The sequence below is a fragment of the Luteibacter sp. PvP120 genome (assembly GCF_054055715.1).
On sequence record NZ_JBSRXP010000004.1, the window covers coordinates 35,837 to 55,663 of the forward strand.

Annotated in this window: 19 protein-coding genes; all 19 read left to right on the plus strand. The window is 59.0% G+C overall.

The genetic code is table 11. The features are described from left to right. The first annotated feature begins 12 nt into the window (after positions 1–12). The 19 genes from ACVKN3_RS09660 (at position 13) to ACVKN3_RS09750 (ending at position 19,823) form a co-directional block, all read left to right on the plus strand. The gene (locus tag ACVKN3_RS09660; RefSeq protein ID WP_456991648.1) at positions 13–1,083 is read left to right on the plus strand and encodes a lytic transglycosylase domain-containing protein; all 1,071 of its coding nucleotides are present in this window, start codon (positions 13–15) and stop codon (positions 1,081–1,083) included. Between the two features lie 121 nt (positions 1,084–1,204). Continuing rightward, positions 1,205–1,633, plus strand: a complete 429-nt coding sequence (locus ACVKN3_RS09665) for a TrbC/VirB2 family protein (RefSeq protein ID WP_354514988.1) — start codon at positions 1,205–1,207, stop codon at positions 1,631–1,633. Further along, on the plus strand, positions 1,626–1,934 hold the full coding sequence (locus ACVKN3_RS09670; RefSeq protein WP_354514989.1) for a type IV secretion system protein VirB3: 309 nt from the start codon (positions 1,626–1,628) through the stop codon (positions 1,932–1,934). Before ACVKN3_RS09665 ends, ACVKN3_RS09670 begins: the two co-directional genes overlap by 8 nt. Before the next feature lie 64 nt (positions 1,935–1,998). After that, complete coding sequence (locus tag ACVKN3_RS09675; protein WP_354514991.1) at positions 1,999–4,467, plus strand: VirB4 family type IV secretion/conjugal transfer ATPase; 2,469 nt, start codon at positions 1,999–2,001, stop codon at positions 4,465–4,467. 32 nt (positions 4,468–4,499) lie between these two features. Next, positions 4,500–5,393, plus strand: a complete 894-nt coding sequence (locus tag ACVKN3_RS09680) for a hypothetical protein (protein WP_354514993.1) — start codon at positions 4,500–4,502, stop codon at positions 5,391–5,393. Positions 5,394–5,498: 105 nt separating this feature from the next. Then, positions 5,499–6,623 carry a type IV secretion system protein gene (locus tag ACVKN3_RS09685; RefSeq protein WP_354514995.1) on the plus strand — a complete coding sequence of 375 codons (1,125 nt, stop codon included), beginning with the start codon at positions 5,499–5,501 and terminating at the stop codon, positions 6,621–6,623. Between the two features lie 136 nt (positions 6,624–6,759). Next, complete coding sequence (locus ACVKN3_RS09690; protein WP_354515243.1) at positions 6,760–7,131, plus strand: DUF4189 domain-containing protein; 372 nt, start codon at positions 6,760–6,762, stop codon at positions 7,129–7,131. Between the two features lie 993 nt (positions 7,132–8,124). After that, positions 8,125–8,634, plus strand: coding sequence for a hypothetical protein (locus ACVKN3_RS09695; RefSeq protein WP_354514997.1), 510 nt, complete (start codon positions 8,125–8,127; stop codon positions 8,632–8,634). 324 nt (positions 8,635–8,958) lie between these two features. Further along, positions 8,959–10,266, plus strand: a complete 1,308-nt coding sequence (locus ACVKN3_RS09700) for an XVIPCD domain-containing protein (RefSeq protein WP_354514999.1) — start codon at positions 8,959–8,961, stop codon at positions 10,264–10,266. Between the two features lie 4 nt (positions 10,267–10,270). Then, positions 10,271–11,545 (plus strand): XVIPCD domain-containing protein, encoded by a 1,275-nt coding sequence (locus ACVKN3_RS09705; RefSeq protein WP_285401971.1) that lies wholly within the window; start codon positions 10,271–10,273, stop codon positions 11,543–11,545. After that, positions 11,542–12,129, plus strand: coding sequence for a hypothetical protein (locus tag ACVKN3_RS09710; protein WP_354515001.1), 588 nt, complete (start codon positions 11,542–11,544; stop codon positions 12,127–12,129). The genes ACVKN3_RS09705 and ACVKN3_RS09710 overlap by 4 nt, the downstream gene beginning before the upstream one ends. A 98-nt stretch (positions 12,130–12,227) precedes the next feature. Next, positions 12,228–12,800 (plus strand): hypothetical protein, encoded by a 573-nt coding sequence (locus ACVKN3_RS09715; RefSeq protein WP_354515003.1) that lies wholly within the window; start codon positions 12,228–12,230, stop codon positions 12,798–12,800. Continuing rightward, the gene (locus tag ACVKN3_RS09720) at positions 12,797–12,979 is read left to right on the plus strand and encodes a hypothetical protein (protein ID WP_285401964.1); all 183 of its coding nucleotides are present in this window, start codon (positions 12,797–12,799) and stop codon (positions 12,977–12,979) included. Before ACVKN3_RS09715 ends, ACVKN3_RS09720 begins: the two co-directional genes overlap by 4 nt. Positions 12,980–13,077: 98 nt before the next feature. Next, positions 13,078–13,650, plus strand: a complete 573-nt coding sequence (locus ACVKN3_RS09725) for a hypothetical protein (protein ID WP_285401962.1) — start codon at positions 13,078–13,080, stop codon at positions 13,648–13,650. Beyond that, positions 13,647–15,137: an XVIPCD domain-containing protein gene (locus ACVKN3_RS09730; protein WP_354515006.1), complete on the plus strand. Its 1,491-nt coding sequence runs from the start codon at positions 13,647–13,649 to the stop codon at positions 15,135–15,137. Before ACVKN3_RS09725 ends, ACVKN3_RS09730 begins: the two co-directional genes overlap by 4 nt. A 15-nt stretch (positions 15,138–15,152) precedes the next feature. Then, positions 15,153–15,743: a hypothetical protein gene (locus tag ACVKN3_RS09735; protein WP_285401958.1), complete on the plus strand. Its 591-nt coding sequence runs from the start codon at positions 15,153–15,155 to the stop codon at positions 15,741–15,743. Beyond that, positions 15,740–17,218 carry an XVIPCD domain-containing protein gene (locus tag ACVKN3_RS09740; protein WP_285401957.1) on the plus strand — a complete coding sequence of 493 codons (1,479 nt, stop codon included), beginning with the start codon at positions 15,740–15,742 and terminating at the stop codon, positions 17,216–17,218. The genes ACVKN3_RS09735 and ACVKN3_RS09740 overlap by 4 nt, the downstream gene beginning before the upstream one ends. 164 nt (positions 17,219–17,382) lie before the next feature. Next, complete coding sequence (locus ACVKN3_RS09745) at positions 17,383–17,955, plus strand: hypothetical protein (protein WP_285401955.1); 573 nt, start codon at positions 17,383–17,385, stop codon at positions 17,953–17,955. Between the two features lie 185 nt (positions 17,956–18,140). Beyond that, entirely contained in the window at positions 18,141–19,823 is a 1,683-nt protein-coding gene (locus tag ACVKN3_RS09750; RefSeq protein WP_354515008.1) for a type IV secretory system conjugative DNA transfer family protein, read from the plus strand. Positions 19,824–19,827 lie beyond the last annotated feature (4 nt).

The window sequence follows — 19,827 nt, forward strand, 5'->3', positions numbered from 1 at the left end:
TCGGCTGAGGTGATGCAGCACGTCGTCAACGTTGAATCGTCGCGCAATCCGTTTGCGATCGGCGTCGTTGGCGCGCAGCTCGTCCGTCAACCACAGAACCTGGGTGAAGCCGTCGCAACGGTGCGCATGCTCGAGGACAAAGGCTACAACTTCTCCCTGGGAGTGGCGCAGGTCAATCGCGCCAATCTGGGCAAGTTCGGACTGGACACCTACGAGAAAGCCTTCGACGTATGCCCGAACCTGGTGGCCGGCTCGCGGATACTGGCCCAGTGTTACGCCAGCGCCGGTAATGATTGGGGCAAGGCCTTCAGTTGTTACTACTCGGGCAACTTCACGACCGGGTACCAGGACGGTTACGTCCAGAAGATATTCGACTCCATGGCCCGCTCGGCAGCGGCAAACGCGACGGCGATTCCCATTCAACTGGTAAGTTCGCCCAAGCCGGTAACGATCAAGGGTAGTCAGGTCTATAGCCCCGATAGTTCCGCTTACCGCGTAGCCATGCGAAGTGTAGCCGATGCCGCTGTCTCGGCAGCCATTGCTCCTGCCGTGGCGTCGGCGGCGGGCGTAAGTACACCTAGCCGAACGGTGCCGGTCGAAGCCGTCGCCTTTACGCAGCCGCTGCCCGACGAAGCATCCATAGCGCAGGCTGTCGACTCGGCTACTGCGGGTAGCCTCCAGGCGCTCCAGGGCATCAACGGTATGCAGATGCCGTTAACGGGGCAAACGCTTCCTACACCTACACGTGGGCCTGCGCCCGGACGGATCCCGACGGATCCAGCTACGGCCGCATTGATGTCTCAGGTGGGAGCAGCCGCTGCCTCCAACAATGTATCGACAGGCCAGGGCCGAATTCAGACCGACGCGGGTACCGCTGCAGCCATGGCGCAGATCGGTATTTCAGCGAATCCCGATGGTATGGCGCCTGCACAAGACAGTCAGATCTTTGTCCCAGAGGTCCATGGACCCAACGATCCACCCGCGATGGCCCCAACAGCTGCCGCACCGGCAACCCCATCTGTTCCCGCCGGCGATCCGGCCGATACCCGACAAGGGAGGGGCGATGGTGCCTTTGTTTTTTGACCTATCCCCGCCCTGTCAGGGATAGGTCGTCACCACCCGGCTACAACTTGCGTAGCCGTTCCAAGTTGTCGTGATACCCGCGGCATTTCCAAAAGACCTGAAACCCAAAAGGAACGTAGAGATGGCCCTGCCTAAGCTTCCCACCGTGAATGTCGACAAGACGACCAAGATGGTGCTCTTCCTCATGATCGCCGCCGTACTGCTTATGCCGACCGTTGGTCTGGCTCAGGACGTCACTGAGACATCCAAGAAGGTTTGCGGCTTCTTCCAGAACATCAACAGCCTGCTGAACGCGGCATCGATCGTCGTCGTGACTATTGCAGTGATCTTCTCGGGCTACCAGATTGCGTTTGCCCACAAGCGCATCGCCGATGTAGCGCCGGCTCTGATCGGTGGCGTACTGATCGGTGCTGCGGCCCAGGTAGCAAAGATGGTGGTCGGTGGCGACGGCGGCGCGTCGGGCGCTTGCACCTCGAGCAGCGGTGCGGCCAGCTCCTTCCTGATCGACGCCGTGCAGATGGGCATGAGCTTCCTCCACTTCCATGCATAAAAACGCCCTCTTCCGCGGCTGCACACGTCCCGCCATGTTCATGGGCGTGCCGTATCTGCCCTTTTTCATGGGGGCAGGTAGCGGCCTGCTGATGGCGATGTATTTCAACCTGTGGTTCCTGATCTGGATCCCGATCGTGACGTTCATCATGCGTCAGATGGCAAGACGCGATGAAATGATCTTTCGGTTGCTGGCTTTACGCCTGCAATTCCGTACGAAGGTCAGGAACCAGCAGGATCATGACGGCATGTGGGTGTTCTCACCCAATATCTACCGCGAGCCAGGCAAGGCCAAGCGATAGAGCGTTCCCTCGCCCTGGCAGGTAACTGCCAGGGCCTTTCCGCGCTTCCAACGGTACTCAGGCCATGTTTACACCAGACGCTTCGATCGGCGACTTCATACCCTTCTCCACCCACGTTTCTCCGACAGTCGTCAAAACGACAGGCGGCGATTTCCTGTTGGTGTGGCGCCTGGCAGGCCTGCCCTTCGTTGGACGCGAAGAGTGGGAAATCGAACATCGCCACAACACGTTCAACCGTATGCTGCAGACGTTGCGCGCGCCTGATTTCGTCAATGTCGCCTTCTGGGTACACGACATCCGTCGCCGACGCGGCATCAAGAACAAGTCCCAGTTCGAACATGCGTTCAATCAGGACTTGTCTGACGGTTATTACGAAGCACTGTCGAACCAGAAGCTCATGCAGAACGAGCTTTATCTTACGATGCTGTATCGACCTGTCGTTTCCGGCAAACGCTTCGCTGAAAAATCCGCCGACGTTTCACGTCTTCAGACTGAACAAACGCAAGCGATTGCCACGATCCTGGAGCTAGCCACCAACGTAGAGGCCGTGCTGAAGGACTACGCGCCATCGCGCCTGAGCATGTACGAGACGCCCAACGGCATCGTCTTCTCAGAAGTGTTCGAACTCTACGGCTATATCCTGAATCGCATCGATGAACCCGTGCCGGTGCTCAATGCTTCCGTGCCGGATTACCTTCCAGTAAGTCGGCAGCGTTTCTCGGCCAAAACGGGTGACTTCGTCTTGACGACGCCGAACGGCGTTAATCATTTCGGTGCGATCCTGAACGTCAAGGAATATGTCGAGGCTACCTATCCAGGCATCCTCAACGGGCTCAAGTACCTCGACTTCGAATATGTCATCACCCACTCGTTCAGTCCCATGGGGCGTACCGACGCGCTGAAGGCGCTCGAACGAACCAAGGGCATGATGATCTCGTCCGGCGACAAGGCGGTAAGTCAGATCATCGAAATGGACCACGCCATGGACCAACTTGCGTCCGGCAATTTCGTCCTCGGTGAGTATCACTTCACCATGGCCGTGTATGCCACGAGCCAAGATGCCTTGTCGCAGCAGATCGCCGCTACGCGCGCGGAGTTGTCGAACGCCGGATTCGTTACCGTCAAGGAAGACCTTGCCGTTACCTCTGCGTTTTACGCGCAGTTCCCTGGGAACTGGAAATACCGCACGCGCCTGGCCAACGTCAGCTCGTTGAACTTCCTAGGCCTCTCGCCCCTGCATAACTTCGCCACGGGCAAGAAAGACAATAACCCGTGGGGTGACTGCGTAACGACGCTGCAGACCACCAACGGTCAGCCGTACTATTTCAACTTCCATGCCACGCATCCTGCCGAGAATTCCTTTGGCGAGAAGGCCATCGCCAACACCATGGTGATCGGTAAGTCCGGTACCGGTAAGACGGCGCTTATTAATTTTCTCCTCAGCCAGGTCCAGAAGCTCGACCCCGCACCGACCATCTTCTTCTTCGACAAGGATCGAGGTGCGGAGATCTTCGTGCGTGCATGCGGCGGTAACTACTTGGCCCTGGAAAACGGCAAGCCGACCGGCTTCAATCCGTTCCAGTGCGAGCGCACGGAAGAGAACGTGCAATTCCTTGGCGAACTGATCAAGGTACTCGCAGCCAAAGTGATTTACAGCTCACGCGAAGAAGAAGACATCTTCCGCGCCGTCGAGAACATCCTCGATACGCCGATGCACCTTCGTACTATGACGAACTTCCAGAAGAGTCTGCCCAACCTGGGTGACGACGGCTTGTTCATCCGCATGCGGAAATGGACCGCCGGTAACTCACTTGGCTGGGTTTTCGACAATCCGCGCGACACCGTCGATCTGACGAACGCCAATATTATCGGCTTCGACTACACGGACATCATTGATAATCCGGAAGTGCGCGCACCGGTCATCAACTACCTGCTGCATCGACTCGAAGCACTGATCGATGGCCGTCGCCTGATTTACGTCATGGACGAGTTTTGGAAGATCCTCGATGGCAAGGGCGGCTTGAAGGAGTTTGCGAAGAACAAGCAGAAGACCATTCGTAAACAGAACGGCATGGGCATTTTCGCGACGCAGAGCCCGGAAGACGCTCTGGCCAGTGATATTTCTGCGGCGCTGATCGAGCAGACTGCGACCATGATCCTTCTACCGAACCCGAACGCCAGCCGCGAGGACTACGTAAACGGTTTGAAGCTGACGGAGGCCGAGTATCAAGTGGTCGTCGGCCTTGACGAGCGGTCACGTCGATTCCTGGTCAAGCAGGGACATGCATCCGCCGTTTGCCAGCTCAACCTGCGCGGCATGGACGATGCCCTGTCCGTCATCTCTGCATCGACGGATAACATCGAGATCATGCACGAGGTTATCGCGCAGTGTGCGGATCGCGAAGGCGTTACGCAGGATCAATTGCATCCGGACCAGTGGCTGACCACTTTTTACGAAAATCGCAAGGGCAGTGGTAAGAAGCCCAACCCCTCCCCCCAATCGACGCGTACCGCCCGCACGGCGACGCGTTGAAGACGTATCTAGAATTGACGATGGAGTCGACCATGATCCAGCACCTTCCTCAAGCCATTCATGCCAAGCAGCTGCTGCGTCGCATGGCCAGCAGCGCTGCTATGCTGTTCGCTTTATGTCTTGCTGCGCCGACCGCCAATGCCCAGTGGTCGGTGAATGATGCGGATGCGAACCGCCATCTAAGCAATATTGAGGGCAAGTCAAACAGCATCGAAAGCCATACCGATAACACCAATAGAACAATCGGTAATGCCGGCGACGACTACCAGAGCAACACGGTTAATGGCCGACTGGATGCCATCAATCGGAAGCTGGTGATCGGTACGTATGATGAAGCCAAGCCCGGTCCTCGCTTGAAAGATCCGGACAAAGCGCTTCCTGCGTCCAGCAGCGCCGCACTGGACGATGGTGCCAGCTGCAATACGGTCGCGCCCCAGCAGAAAACCACCTGTCAAGACATCGTGGCCCTGCAGAATGCGCAATACAAGTACATGCTTACTATGTACGAAAATACCAATACGCGTGATGCCATGCTTCGGTCATTGCTGGCAGAGCGCAAAGACATAAAAGATACAGATCCCAACCAGTACGGAAAGCTGGAAGACAACACCAACAAGCTCACGGCGCTTTACAACCTGATCCAGCTGGACTACCAGCAGATGCAGACAGTGAATTACGCGTACGAGGCAAACATACGTTATCTGCAAGCAAAGCAGACTTTGGCTGCTAACGCGGCGTCGACAGGCAAAAATCCGTCCTCGTCCACTGGCGGCATCTCCATTCCTGGCATAGGCAGTATCTCGCTTGACTCCGTCATCCAAGGACTAGCTACGGGTGCTGCCTTGGAGCTCGCGCTCAAGGGAGCACAGTCAGACAAGCCAGCGGGCATGAAGACATTGGGCGTTGGTGAATCGAATGGCTTTTGATGACCTGCGCTCCATTATTAGTGCCGAGGGTGCAACCTCTATGAAAAGGAATATCGTGCCATGGTCGACTCAATGAGTAGTCTATTTGGTCACTCGGGAGTAGCCATGTTCGCCGGACCGCTCGACTCCGCCACCCAGTTCGTCTTTTTCAAGACGATCAATGACTTCTTGCGCACTGAAATCGACATCATGCAGTGGAAGCTGTTGTCGAGTTCGGCCGCAATCATTGGTGTGGTTGCCACTGTCGTGCTGACCGTGTGGATCATGTTCCAGGGCTTCCGTATCGTGACCGGGCAGTCGCGGCAGCCGATGATGGTGCTGGTAGGCGACGCACTGAAGGCGACACTGGTGGTTTTCATCGCAACCACCGCAGCCTATACATCGTCGTCAGTGTATTGGAGCCTTAGCGACGGCATGTCGACGACCATCGCCGAATATGTCACCGGCGAGGATGGCAGCCCGTTCCAGCATATCGACAACAACCTTGCTGGCATGGAGCTGGCAATGGGAACGATCGATGCCATCGATACTGGTGGCAACCAGGCCGCACAAGCAGACAAAGATCGCGATCGATGGTTTACCGGCATCGGCATCGCTGGACCCAGTGTTATCGCTGGATCGATGCTGCTCTTGAATAAGATTGCCTTGGCGCTATTCGTTGGTTTTGGCCCCATCTTCATCATGTGCCTGCTTTTCGAGCCCACAAAGCAACTGTTCAACAAGTGGCTGCTATACGGGATCGGTACGGTGTTTTCTCTGGCGGTCTTGAGCGTCATGGTGACGATTGCCATGAAGATGATGGCAGCCATTACCGCCGCCTTTGCGGTCAAGTATCTGGCATCAATGCCCCCCTTGGGCGATGGCACCGCTACGGATGGCATCAACAGTATGGCTCTGCAACAGGGTGGACTCGGTATTTTGCTAACTACGATGATCATCAGCGCTCCGCCTATGGCAGCCGCCTTCTTCCAAGGCACGCTTGGTCAGTTCAATGCCTACTCGCCGTTTGGTCATATCAAGCCTGAGCCGCAGGGCGGCGGTGGCGGTGGCGGCTATGGACCGCCTGGAACTCCTAGTTACATTCCGCCGTCCACCGATGCAGGTTCAGGAGGGCGAGGACACAAGGAGGCCGCTCCGTTATCAAATTTCAGCAATGGAAATCAAATGTTGACATCAGGCTCGAGCTACTCGTCTCAACCTGAAGTCATTAAACAAAGAGAGGGCCGATAATATGCAAAGGCTTCACAAGCTTATTTTTCATTTTATTCCGGCATTAATGTTGGTTGCGAGCTCTAGTGTTTGGGCTCAATGCGCAACAGGGGTCGACACTGGCGGGGGAAACTGTGTTCCCCCCGATGCTTCAGGAATGCCCGGCTATAATGCGGGACAAAATGCGTCTGTCCCTGCACCAAGAGCAGTATGGGAAAAAACGTGGGGCGCGATCGCAGTTGATAGCACAACCGGCAAGGCGGGCACTGTAACTGATCGATCAAGCCAGTCTCAGGCCAGTAGAGATGCGCTTCAAGAATGCCGCAGTAATGGCGGGTCTAGCTGCAAGCTAGAGATGGTCTACACCAATCAATGCGCGGCAATCGGTTGGGGTACCCAAGGTTGGGGATCAGGAAGAGGTCCGGACAAAGCGTCTGCTGAAGGCATTGCTATGGAAAAATGTAACGATTCAACGAACGGATGCAAAGTAGTGTATAGCGCTTGTAGTTTAGCTCGGCGAGTTCGCTAAAACTTTTTACCTATACAGAAATTCATTTGGTGAGTCAGGCTCAAGCTACAATTGGATGTTCGAAGGCATAAGACAAAAAAACGAAAGGCGAAGTGATTTGATATTAGACTTTTTAATTGCCTCGTAGTATTGGTTTTATTTTTTCTTCAATACATTCGCCAAATATGACACCCGCTTAGAGGCAGGAAGTGGAAACCTCGAGTGCCCATGTGGCAATGGCTGTTAAAGTTACGAGCTGATTTCACACATTATAACAAATGAGCTGCAATTCAAAAAAAGAGAGGTCGCGGTGGGCCTGATAATTAACTACTGCTACGAGAAGTGACAAAGCGGAGTTCAATACTCTGTCACGTTACCGATCAACGACCGGTTTCCAGATGGTTTACAGCAAGCATAGTTGTCCGGAACAGATTAAGTGGAATGCAGGGGCAACTATCCACCACGCCATGGCGCGCACGTAAGGGAAGAAGAAATCCTCATGAAATTCTGGCTTTTTCTCACATTCAGTATTGTTTGCACAACCGCAACTGCCCAAACCCTCACTTACCGAGGCAGCGATCCATTCTTGTTCTGCACTCGTGGACAACTGGACCCTGCGCGGTGTTGGTGGCCATTGGCTCCGTACACAGGAGGCACAGCTTTTATGATTTCTCCTTTGTGCGAACCTTATCCTTACGGTAGAGCTTGGTCTGCAGACGACACTTTATCCATGGAGCAATATCAGACTGTATGCCCCATAGGACGACAACCGGGTGGTTGGGATTCAGCCGGGGGGTCTCCCGAGTTTGTCCCAGGCTATCATTGACATTTGTAAATGCATTGCATAGATGAAAAGACAGAAGATGCCATCAAATGACAAAAGATCCCGGATCGCTTCGAGTGCCGCTCCTCGTCTGCCTCTGCATCGCTCTCAATGCTAACGCCCAAACCCCCAACCCCTACGCCCGCCCTGCCCCCGCCCCGACTGCCGCAAAAACGGCCAAAGGACACGCCATGGACGACTTCACCGCGTTCGCCACCGATGGCGCCAAGGTGCTCGAGTCGGTCAGGGGCGACCTGACGGGCGCCGGCCACGCCGACGTGCTACTGGTGCTCGATCCCCCTGCAAAAGGTGATGAGAAACTGGGGCAAGGCCCGAACCGCAACGTCGTACTGTTGGTACGTGACGACGCGGGACAACTACGCAAGGCAGCCGCAAACGCCCACATCATCCCCTGCGCCCTGTGCGGCGGCGTTTCCGGTGACCCTTATGCCTATTCAAAGATCGGCAAAGGCCAGTTCACCATCGTAGTCGGCGGCGGCAGCCGCGAACGCTGGACAGATGAGTACACCTTCACCTACGTCAGTGATAAAAAGAACTGGATCACCTCAGGAGTGGCCCGGAAGGTAACCGACACGGAGACCGGCAAAGAGAAACACCTCGACCTGACAAGTCAAGAGCTGGGCACGGTGCTTTTCAGTGATTTCGACCCCAGTCACCTGCCGGAACCGACACTACCCTGAAGTCAGATGACGCAACGCCCCACCAGGAAGGCGGGTAAGGCCAGCAAGAGGCAAAGCCAACCGGACATCAACCAGGAGTTACACATGACGATTGATCGTTTCCCGCCGGCACGCTCCGGCCGCTGTTCCTTGTGCGCACCCGTCCAAGCCGGCGCCTCTGTCCCAGGCAGACTGGCCTTGCCGCGCTTCGCGTCCGCGCCCCCGACTCACGCATGCGCTGAGTCCAGCCCCCTATAACGCATTCGATAACGGCCTCCGCCAAGGACAGCGGATCAGACAGGCTTGAGGACGCATCAAGGCACGCGAGTCAACCAGGAGCTCCACATGGCGATTGATCGTGAAACCCAGGTGCTGAACGACGCGACTGCGGCGGGCATCACGCGACCGAGGGAGCTGGCCAACTTCATGGCCCAGGTCACTCATGAATCCAACGGGCTGAACCGGCTCGAAGAAAGCTTTCGCTACACGCGCAATATCTCGCAGATCCCGGTGCAGTCGGCCTGGCGCGAAGGTCCGGAAGCCCTGGACGCCGCACGCAAGCAGGCGTTAATGGGCAAGCCCGAGAAGTTGGCCGAGCTGATGTACGGCGGCCGCAATGGCAACGACGAGCCGGGCGACGGCTGGAAGTACCACGGGCGCGGCTACATCCAGCTCACCGGCAAGGCGAATTACCGCGCAGCGGGCGAGGCACTCGACCTGGATCTGGTCAAGCATCCCGAACTCGCCGCCGATCCCCAGAACGCGTCGAAGATCGCCGTGTGGTACTGGGAGAACCGCGTTCCCGACAACGCGAAGGAAGACGTGCGCGCGGCGACCAAAGCCGTCAACGGTAAATACAACGGACTGGAAGATCGCGAGAACCGCTTCGAAGACTGGCAGCGCCGCCTGAATCCTGAGGTGATGCATCGTCTTGCCGAAGGTAACGTCGGACGCCCGCAACCGTCGCATCCGGCGGACGCCCCTGCCCCGTTGACCACGCTCACCCAGGGCGCAAAAGGCGAGGATGTCCGTCTCCTGCAAGGCAGCTTGGCGCGTCTGGGCTATACAGCTGGACCGCACGGCGAACTGCATACGGATGGCGTCTTCGGCCCCGGTACACGCGCCGCATTGGAAGCCTTCCAACGCGATCACCACCTCGCGGCCGATGGCGTTGCCGGACCGAAGACCATGGAAGCCATCGCGCAGGCCAAGCATCAAGACGCGGTTCAGCGTACCGCTGCGGCCAGCCGCCTCGATAATCCAGCGCATCCTGACTATGTCCTCTTCGAACAATCCCGCACGGCCGTCCATGCACTGGATGCCCAATACAAACGCACGTCCGATGTGCAGAGCGACCAGCTTGCTGGTGCGGCAGCCGTCGAAGCGAAGCGCCAGGGCTTGACGAAGATCGATCATGTTGTGCTCAGCGACGATGGCAGCCGTGCTTATGCCGTACAGGGCGAGCTGGATTCACCGCTCAAACGCATGGCGGAAGTCGACACCGCAAAGGCCGTCAACACCCCGATCGAACAAAGCAGCGCGGACATCGCGAAGCTGGCCCAGCAACCCGCCGCAGCTACCGAACACACCCGGCAGCCGGTCCAGGAGGCCGAAACGCCTTCACGCGCCCCCGCGATGACGCCCAGGGAATAACGCCATGAGCAAAGACATCCTCGATGCCGCCGACGAGCACTTCTTCCATTCCGGGATGAAGTTCGAATACGGCCGCCCCGACTCGCAAAACAAGACCAACTCGGCTCATGGCGTGACTGACCGGAGTCGTACAGAGAAGGATCTGGACGGCGACGGCTACCGTGGCGTCGACTGTTCGTCCTTCGTCTGGCGCGGCATGAAGAACGCGGGCTACGACGTAGGCGACCAGCCGTTCAGCACGCATGCGCTCTATAACGGCAATAAGACGACCGATTATGCGCAGAAGCACTTCGATGTCATTTCGAAGGCGGATGCATCAAAGCATCCCGGTGATCTCCAACCGGGCGACATCCTCATGCTGAAGAGCAAGACGGGGTCGAACCAGCATGTCGCCATCTTCAAGGGCTACGACGCGCACGGAAATATCGAGTTCATAGGCTCGCAGACGTCCACAGGCCCGGCAGCGGTCACGATGGACGCCCGGTCGTATTTCACCAAGAACATGGAAATCGTGGGCGCCCTGCGCGCGAAGCCCGAGTTCCGCACGCACGAGCCGGTCCATGGTCACGCCACGACGCAGACCGGGCAACACGCGGATACCACCGCGCATACGAAGGCCGAGCCGAAGCACGTCGAAGCAAAACCGACGGCGGCACATCCCGATACCCTTCGCAAGGGTGACGAAGGCGCGAAGGTCACCGCGCTCCAGGAATCGTTGATCCGCCTCGGCTACAAGGACGACAACGGCCATGCCCTGAACCCCGATGGCCGCTTCGGTGACCACACCAAGGCCGCCGTTGAGCGCTTCCAGCGCGATCATCGGCTGGACCCGGATGGCGTCGTTGGCACGAAGACGATGGAAGCGCTCGACAAGCAGGCGCACACCGGCCCTCGCCTGGATTCACCGGCCAACCCGTACCACGCGATGTTCCGCCAAGCCCAAGACGGCGTGTTCCGCATCGATGCCGAGCACGGTCGCACGCCGGACATCCAGAGTCACCAGCTGGCCGGATCGGTGACGGCCGACGCCGTCAAGGGCGGCTTCAAGAGCATCGACCACGTCATGCTCAGCCCGGACGCCACCCGCACCTACGCCGTCCAGGGCGACCTCAACTCACCTTTCAAACAGATTGCCGAGGTCAACACGATGCAAGGCATGGCCACACCGCTGGAAAAGAGCAGCGAGGCCGTGCAGCAGCATGTCGCCGAGCAGGCCCGGAGCCAGCCGACGCAACAGCAGGCGCAGCAGCAACAACCCACATCGCCGGCGGGGCTGTGATCATGAAGACCTCTGGATGGATGCTGGCAGCGACCTTTCTCCTGACTACAGCAACAGCGTCTGCCGCGCCCGGCGATGCCCGCGCCTTGCAGGCGCTGCTTCAGGCATCGTCACCCGGGTCCGCCGTGACCTGCACCGGCGACAAGCATGGCAATACCGCCTGCACCATCGACAGCGTAGCGGTCGATGCCGGCGACGACTGCACATCGAATATGTCGTTCGGTGTCATCGGGGCGGACAAGGGCGCAACGCTCGGGGACAACTTCAAGGCGGCTGCCGCCAAACCCGTCGCCCACGTGGGGGCAAACCAGCTGATCTGTATCCAGGCCACGCAACGCAAGGACGGCGTGCTGCTCCGCGCCCTCGTCAAGGCGATCCCAACCCGCACCGTGAAGCTCTGCAAGGGCAACGAAATGTGCAAGGGTGCCGATGCGAAGGTCGAATGGAGTCGCCCAGCCAGCGGCACCGCGTGCACGCTCAAGCCGGACGGTCACTACACAGGCGATTGCGCCACGGGGTGGGTCGACGGCAAGGAGATCGATGAATACTCCATGGGCCTGCAGCCCGAAGATAACGGAGGCTAAAGCGCCCTCTGATGATCGGTCATCGCTTCATTCGTTTCGCGCGATTCGTCCCTAGCGCACATCTCCAGGCAACTCGTATAACAGTTGCCCGAAGAATCGTGCAGGTCGCCGTCCCCGGCCTGTTTCTCTTACTGACGGCATGTGGTGGAAACATGGAAGACCCAAGGATCGAACTGAATCCGCATCCGACGATGCGCTACACGATTACGGCGAGCATCGCCGATGCGCCAGGAGCGTTCGACACGATCGAAGCCGACGCGCAGTACCAGGTCACTAATAACGACTGCGCCCCCGAACAACCGATATCGGGCGCAAGAATCGTTCCTCGAAAGCGAGTAAGAATAGAGCTTCAACAAGCGGGAGACGGCGAATACCAAGGCGAGGTATACGTCGACCGAATGAAGGACCAGGACTATTACGCGCACGGCATTTGCCGGTGGTCACTCGTGGCGGTAAGCATTCGGGCACGCCATGGCAAGATGGAGTTCGACACGCCGCTCTTCGTGCCGAGATTCTTTGAAAAAGGTGGGATTACTCGCTACTTCTCCTATGACGCCTACAACGAAAGTGGGACGCGTCTTGCCATAACCGGCAACGAGAATCGCAATGCCTACGCCGCCCCATCGAAGACGTTCTCAGTGACGCTGTCGGCACGGGAGGCTATCCAATGAAATACAAGATAGAAGTTTACTCTTACATTGCGCTCGACAATTACACGACCGCGAACGATGAGAACAGAGTACGACTGACCGGACGCGGCTACCAGAGCGACCAAATCACCATGGACAAACCAACCGAACGTCATGCCGGCGCCCACCAGAACGTCGCCCTAGACGACAACAGCGACTGACGCACACTCAGATGGTCATTTATCGCTCCATTCGTTTCGCGCGATTCGTCCCTAGCGCACCTCTCCGGGTAGCTCATTTAGCGATTTCCCTGAGAATCGTGCAGGTCGCCGTCCCCGGCCTGTTTTTCTTACTGACTGCATGTGGTGGAAACATGGAAGACCCAAGGATCGAACTGAATCCGCATCCGACGATGCGTTACAAGATCACCGTGACTATCGCAGGCGCGCCCGGCCCCTTCGACAACATCGAAGCCTCGGTGGACTACGGCGTGTCGAATTTCGATTGCGTCCCCGAGCAGCCTATATCCGGTGCTCGTCTGCTTCCCCAAAAGCATGTACCACTGAAGCTTTCTAAGCTGAGCGAGACGACGTACGTGGCAGACATGTACGCGGACCTTATCAAGGACGAAGACTACTATTCTCTAGGAACATGTCATTGGTCGTTAGCAGCAGTCATGGTCAATGTGACGAAAAACCGAATGAGGTTCACCACCCCACTAACCTCTAAAAACTTTTCTTCGAAAAAAGACGAAACGCGATACTACTCTTTTGATTCTTATCGCGACAGCAATGTCGATACACATAACATAGGCAACACAGACCGAAATGCATATCGGAATGCAGCGGATACGTTCTCTATCAGAGTTACGGCAAGGGCGACGCAGCAATGACGAATCGTACAGAGGACTATGCATTTCTCGCCACCAAGGTTTACGCCGCAAACCCTCTTGACAGAAGCATTAAGAATGGAGATCGCACCTTCTCCGTCGAATCCACTGCCATGGATGGCCTAACGGGCTTCTTCGCAGCAGCTTATCGCGATGTCGATACAGGACAAGTTGTCATTGCGTTCCGCGGAACAGACGATCCTTTGGATGCGTTGGTGGACACCACAATGGCGGCGTCAAAGATCAACCTTCAGCAGTTCGAATCTGAGCTATTCACGCGTGAAGTGATTGCTCGTGCTACGAGAGAAGCCCGCGCAGCAGGCAGAGAGCCCGACATCACCGTCACCGGCCACTCCCTCGGCGGCGGCCTCGCCGAAGTCAACGCCGCGAAGTTCGGCCTCAAAGGCGAAACCTTCAATGCCTATGGTGCGGCCGGCCTGATACGTGGCACGCCAGAGGGCGGCGACCAGGTCATCAACCACGTGCGGGCCGGCGACCCGGTCAGTGCCGCCAATCGACACTTCGGCGAAGTAAAAATCTACGCCACCGCCGACGACATCACGACGCTGAAGCACGCCGGCTACGACAGGCCGCACACCGGTCTAGGTTCGACGTTATCTGCCGTCAGCCCAAGCTCCCACTCGATGTCCAACTTCATCCCCAAAGGCGACGAGACACCGCTGCTCGGGCCCGAAGGTGAAGCCCGTTACAGGGCAAACAGCACCTTGGTTGATCGTTATCGATCCGACGTGCTCACGTCTCGCGAGATCGTCACGCAGGTCGCGACCACACCGGCTGTCGTCGCACCGGCCTTGGCTATCCGTGCCGGCCAGCTCTACATCGACCGGCTAGAACACGACTGGAACGAACTGGTTGAGCGCAGCAAGCCCGTCGTGGAGGCCGCAGAACGCGGCGCCGTGGCGGCGGGGCATGCGATGGAAGTCGGCGCAGACCACGCACGCACCACCGCCATCACCGGTGCCCGCACCCTCGGCCTCGTCCACGAGTCCGTCGCCAGCGGCGTCTGGGGGTCACCCACGCACTCCGCCGAACTGGAGCGCCTGCTCCACCCGCCCCGGCTGGACGACCCCACGCACCCCGACAACCCGTTGTACAGACAGGCGCTACGCGGCGTCCACGCCATCGACGCCGATACCGGCCGCAAGCCCGACCACATGAGCGAGAACCTCGCCGCGGCTCTGACCGTCGAGGCCCGCCGGCAAGGCCTTAGCCGTATCGATCAGGTCACGATGAGCGACGACTTCAGCCGGGCCTATGCCGTGGACGGCGACATGTATTCGTCATTCCGTAAGACCGCCCAGGTGCCCACGGAAATCGGCATCGCTACGTCCATCGAACGCAGCAGCAGCGCGTGGCGCGAGCTCGAAGCGACCCAGGCCACCTCGTCCGTCGTTGCCAGCCAGACAGCACAGCACGCGGTTTCTAACGAAACCCCGCCCACCCATTCCGGCCCGTCGATGAGCCGATAGGAGCACGAGCCAGCCATGAAGCGAAGACTCGCTCTAACCGTCGCCACCCTGTTCGTCATCCACTCTTCTGCCTACGGTGCCTCCATGACCCAGCCCGACATCAAGCTCAATCCCCATCCCCGGATGCGTTACGAGATCACCGTCAAGGTCGAGGGTGCGCCGGGTCCGTTTGATCGTATCGAGGGCGTGGTGGACTATCGCGTGGCCAACGAAGCGTGCGTACCGCTGACGCCGGTCACCGGCGCCACGGTGCCGCCGGAGAAGCGAGTGCCGGTCAAGCTCACGCCGGCTGGTGACAACGTCTACAAAGGCGAGATCTTCGCCGACCTCCTGCAAGACGAGGATTATTTCGGCAAGGGCGTCTGCCATTGGTCGGTAGTCGCCACGAGTGCCAACCTCTGGGTGAAGCAGGTCGACTTCAGCGCGCCGCTGTTCCATGACGACCTGCTCAAGGGCAAGGCCGCCACGCGGTATTACTCCCACCGTTCCTATGCCACGACACAGATGGATCGTGTCGACGTGGGCGAGGCGGATCGCGCGCAGTACCAGGATGAAGCCAACGCCACGTTCTCCGTGACGCTGCATGCCGAGGAGAAGCATCCGTGAGCCTCTCATCGACGGACTACGCGCTGCTTTCGCAGGATGCCTATGAGGATCCCGTACTCAACAAACCCAAGCAACTGGGTGGCGTCAATTACGAAGCGATCGACGTGGCCAACAATCCCGTCACCGGCTTCCAGGCCACGGCCTACCGCCGCATGGATACGGGCGAGGTCGTCATCGCGTATCGCGGCACCGAGTTCAAACGCGAACCCGTGCAGGACGGCGGCGTGGACGCTGGCATGGTGCTGGCGGGGATCAACCTCCAGCAGGCCGATTCGGAAGCTTTTACGCAGCGCGTGCTCGATCGCGCCAAACTCGATGCCGATTTGCACCATCGCCCCCTGCAGGTGACGGTGACCGGCCACTCCCTGGGCGGTACGCTGGCGGAGCTCAACGCGTCGAAGTTCGGCCTGCACGGCGAGACCTTCAACGCCTATGGCGCCGCCAGCCTGCGGGGTAACGTACCCGAAGGGGGTACGCAGGTCATCGACCACGTACGCGCCGGTGATCTTGTCAGTGCGGCCAGCCCGCATTTCGGCGAAGTGCGCATCTACGCGGCGCAGCAGGACATCGACACGCTATCCCGCGCCGGCTACAAGGACGACGGCGGCATCCTCACTCCGCGCAACCCCATCAAAGCGACGGACTTCAGCGCCCACGCCATCGATAACTTCGTGCCCAACAGCAAGCTGCTGGGTCACTCCATCATCGATCCGGAGAACCAGGCGCGGTACGCGGCGCACGAGCATATGGTGGATCGCTACCGCAACGATGTTCGCGACATCCGCCTGGGCCTGTCCGCCAGTTGGGAGATTCCCAAGGCGATCGGCGAGCTGAGGGACAACATCGAGCACCGCGTGGGTGAGGCGGTGGGTGCCGGGGTACTTGCCGTGGAGCACGGCGTCGAGCGTGTGACGCAGCAGGCCAGGGAAGGCTTCGATCATCTCAAGGAAGGCGTGCAGCACGTAGGTCGCGATATCGCAGACGGCTTCCATGCCGCCGAAGAAAAAGCCCATGCCGCGTGGAATACCGTGACACACCCGGGCGCGTGGTTCAGCCATGACAAGCCGACCGTGCCCCTGGACCACGCCGCTCATCCGGACCACCCCTTGTTCCAGCAAGCACAGCAAGCGGTGCATGCGATGGACAAGGCGCAGGGTCGCCAGCCGGACGGGATCAGTGACAATGTTGCCGGTAGCCTGGTGGTAAAGGCACGCCAGGACGGACTGCAGCGCATCGACAGTGCCGTGTTGAGCGACGATGCGCGGCGCATCTACGGCGTGCAGGGCACTCCCGAATCACCCCTGAAGCGGGTTACCGAGGTGCCCACCGAGCAGGCCGTGAGTACCAGTGTGGCCCAGAGCAGCGAGGCATGGGCGCGTGCGGCGCAACAAGCCTCGCAGGCGCAGGCTCAGGCACAAGCACAGGCTCAGCAGCCGTCCACCCGCGATCACAGCGCACCCGGCCACGGTCCCTGAGCCGGCACGCCTCACATCGTCGTGGTAGGCACTAGCGGGTGGCGGCATGTTTATCGATTCCATCGGAATGACTATTACCGATCGTCAAACAGGAGATGTGCGTGGCGACCCAAAGTCCGATATCCGCCCACTGGAACGCGCGCGTTCTGGGGACTCTGTTAGCCATGCAGATGGCCGCCTTTCCGTGTGCTGTCATCGCAGCAGCCGCCGCTAAGACGCCAACCACGAAGGCCGCGTCCGCAAAGGTGCCGGAGGACTTCAGCTTCTATGGCTCGACGGCCGCCGAAGGCGGTGAATGCGTCGCGGGCGACGTCACGGAGGAAGGCATGAACGGCCGTGCCTTCGTTTATTTCAAGGATACCCGGACGCAGCAGCCACGCTGGGTGACCGCTATCCCTGTTTCCCCCGACTATTACCAGAACCGCGCCACGCACTGTTTGGCCATGGGTGGCTCGCTTTTCGTGCTGGTACAGAGCGACACCGACTCGGCTACCGCGCTCTCTCAGACGCTGTTGGACGTCGTGGAGCTCTCTCCGGCTGACGGGAAGATCGTGGGCGATCAACGCGCTGACGTGCCGGGCGTCGATACCGCCTACTCATCGTGGGTTGGTAAGGGCAAGGACGGCTTCCACGAAGACCACGGCCAGATCAAGGTCACGGGGCATTATTTCCTGATGACCGACCCGGACAAGCGGATGCCGTTTGCCGTCACCCTTCCCGCCCACCCGTCGAAGTAGGCAAAAGAACCGTGATCATGACGATGCCGTACCAGCGACTCATCAGTGGCATCACCACACGTCAGGTCCAAGTCTCTGAATAATCAGCCCGGGGCGCTACAATCCGGGCACACAAAACGCGTACCAGGAAGGGGCGACGAAGGCGTCGCTCCCCTTGTGATTCAAAGGTCTAAGGCGAAAAACGCATGAGCAAAAACAGGGGATATTGGGCGGCCGGGCTTCTGCTCGTCGCATTGGGCATGGGAGAGATGCTTTCGGGCTACCTCACCCTGTCGTTTCTCGGCCTGGGCCAGGTGCCCCTTAGGTTCGCCACCTACTACGAATATATCCGCGCTCTTGACCTCCCGCGGGTCCAGCCGTATGCGTGGAAAATCAAGGCCGCTGGCGGCATCGGGTTCTTCGTGCCCTTGGCCGCATGGTTGGTCAGCCTGTATTTTCTCACACGCAAGAAGAAGCAGGCGATGCATGGCGACGCCCGCTTCGCCACGGCCGCCGACCTGCGCAAGCAGAAAATGCTTTCCCCCGCGGACAACGGCATCCTCGTCGGCAAGTTCAAGGGCGAGCTGGTCCGCCTGCCCGGGCAGCAGTTCGTGATCCTCGCGGCACCCACACGCTCGGGCAAGGGCGTCGGCGTGGTCATCCCCAACCTGTTGGACTACCAGGAATCCATCGTGGTCCTGGACATCAAGCAGGAGAACTTCGACCTGACCAGCGGCTGGCGCAAGTCGCAGGGACAGGAAATCTACCTGTTCAACCCGTTCGCGGAGGACCGCCGCACCCATCGCTGGAATCCACTGAGCTATGTCTCAACCGATCCGGCGTTCCGCGTGTCGGACCTGATGAGCATCGCCTCGATGCTCTACCCGGACGGCTCGGACGACCAGAAATTCTGGGTCAGTCAGGCACGCAATGCCTTCATGGCGTTCTCGCTGTACCTGTGCGAGAAGTACGAGCACGACGAGAACAAGGGCCTGCCCGCCATCCTGCGCAACAAGCCCACTCTGGGCATGATCTACCGCCTGTCCTCGGGTGACGGCACCGACCTGCGCGAGCTCTACACGCGCCTGTCGAAGGAACCGTTCCTCAGCGCCAACGCGCAGTCGGCGTTCGCCAACATGTTGTCGCAGGCCAACGAGACCTTCGCGTCGATCCTCGGCACCTTCAAGGAACCGCTGAACGCCTGGATCAATCCGGTGCTGGATGCGGCCACCAGCGAAGACGACTTCCTGCTGACCGATGTGCGCAAGAAGAAGATGACCATCTACATCGGCATCCAGCCCAACAAGCTGTCCGAGAGCCGACTGATCGTCAACCTCTTCTTTAGCCAACTCATCAACCTCAATACCAAGGAGCTGCCGCAGAACAACCCGGCGCTCAAGCACCAGTGCCTGTTGCTGATGGACGAGTTCACCTCCATCGGTAAGGTAGAGATCATCGCGTCCGCCGTGTCGTATATGGCCGGCTACAACATCCGCCTGCTGCCGATCATCCAGAGCATGGCCCAGCTGGATGCCACCTACGGCAAGGACGTCTCGCGCACGGTCATCACCAACCATGCGCTGCAGATCGTCTACGCGCCGCGTGAGCAGCAGGATGCCAACGACTATTCCGACATGCTCGGGTACACCACGGTGCGCCGCGAGAACATCACCAAGAGCAAGAAGGGCGATATCTCCAAGAGCCATTCGGAGGAGAAGCGCGCCCTCATGCTGCCGCAGGAGCTCAAGGCGATGGGTACGGAGAAGGAAGTGTTCCTCTACGAGGGCATCCCGCATCCGGTGATGTGCGAGAAGATCCGGTACTACCAGGACAAGTACTTCACCTCGCGCCTGATGGAAAAGGCGAAGGTCGAGCCGCTGACGATCTGATGAC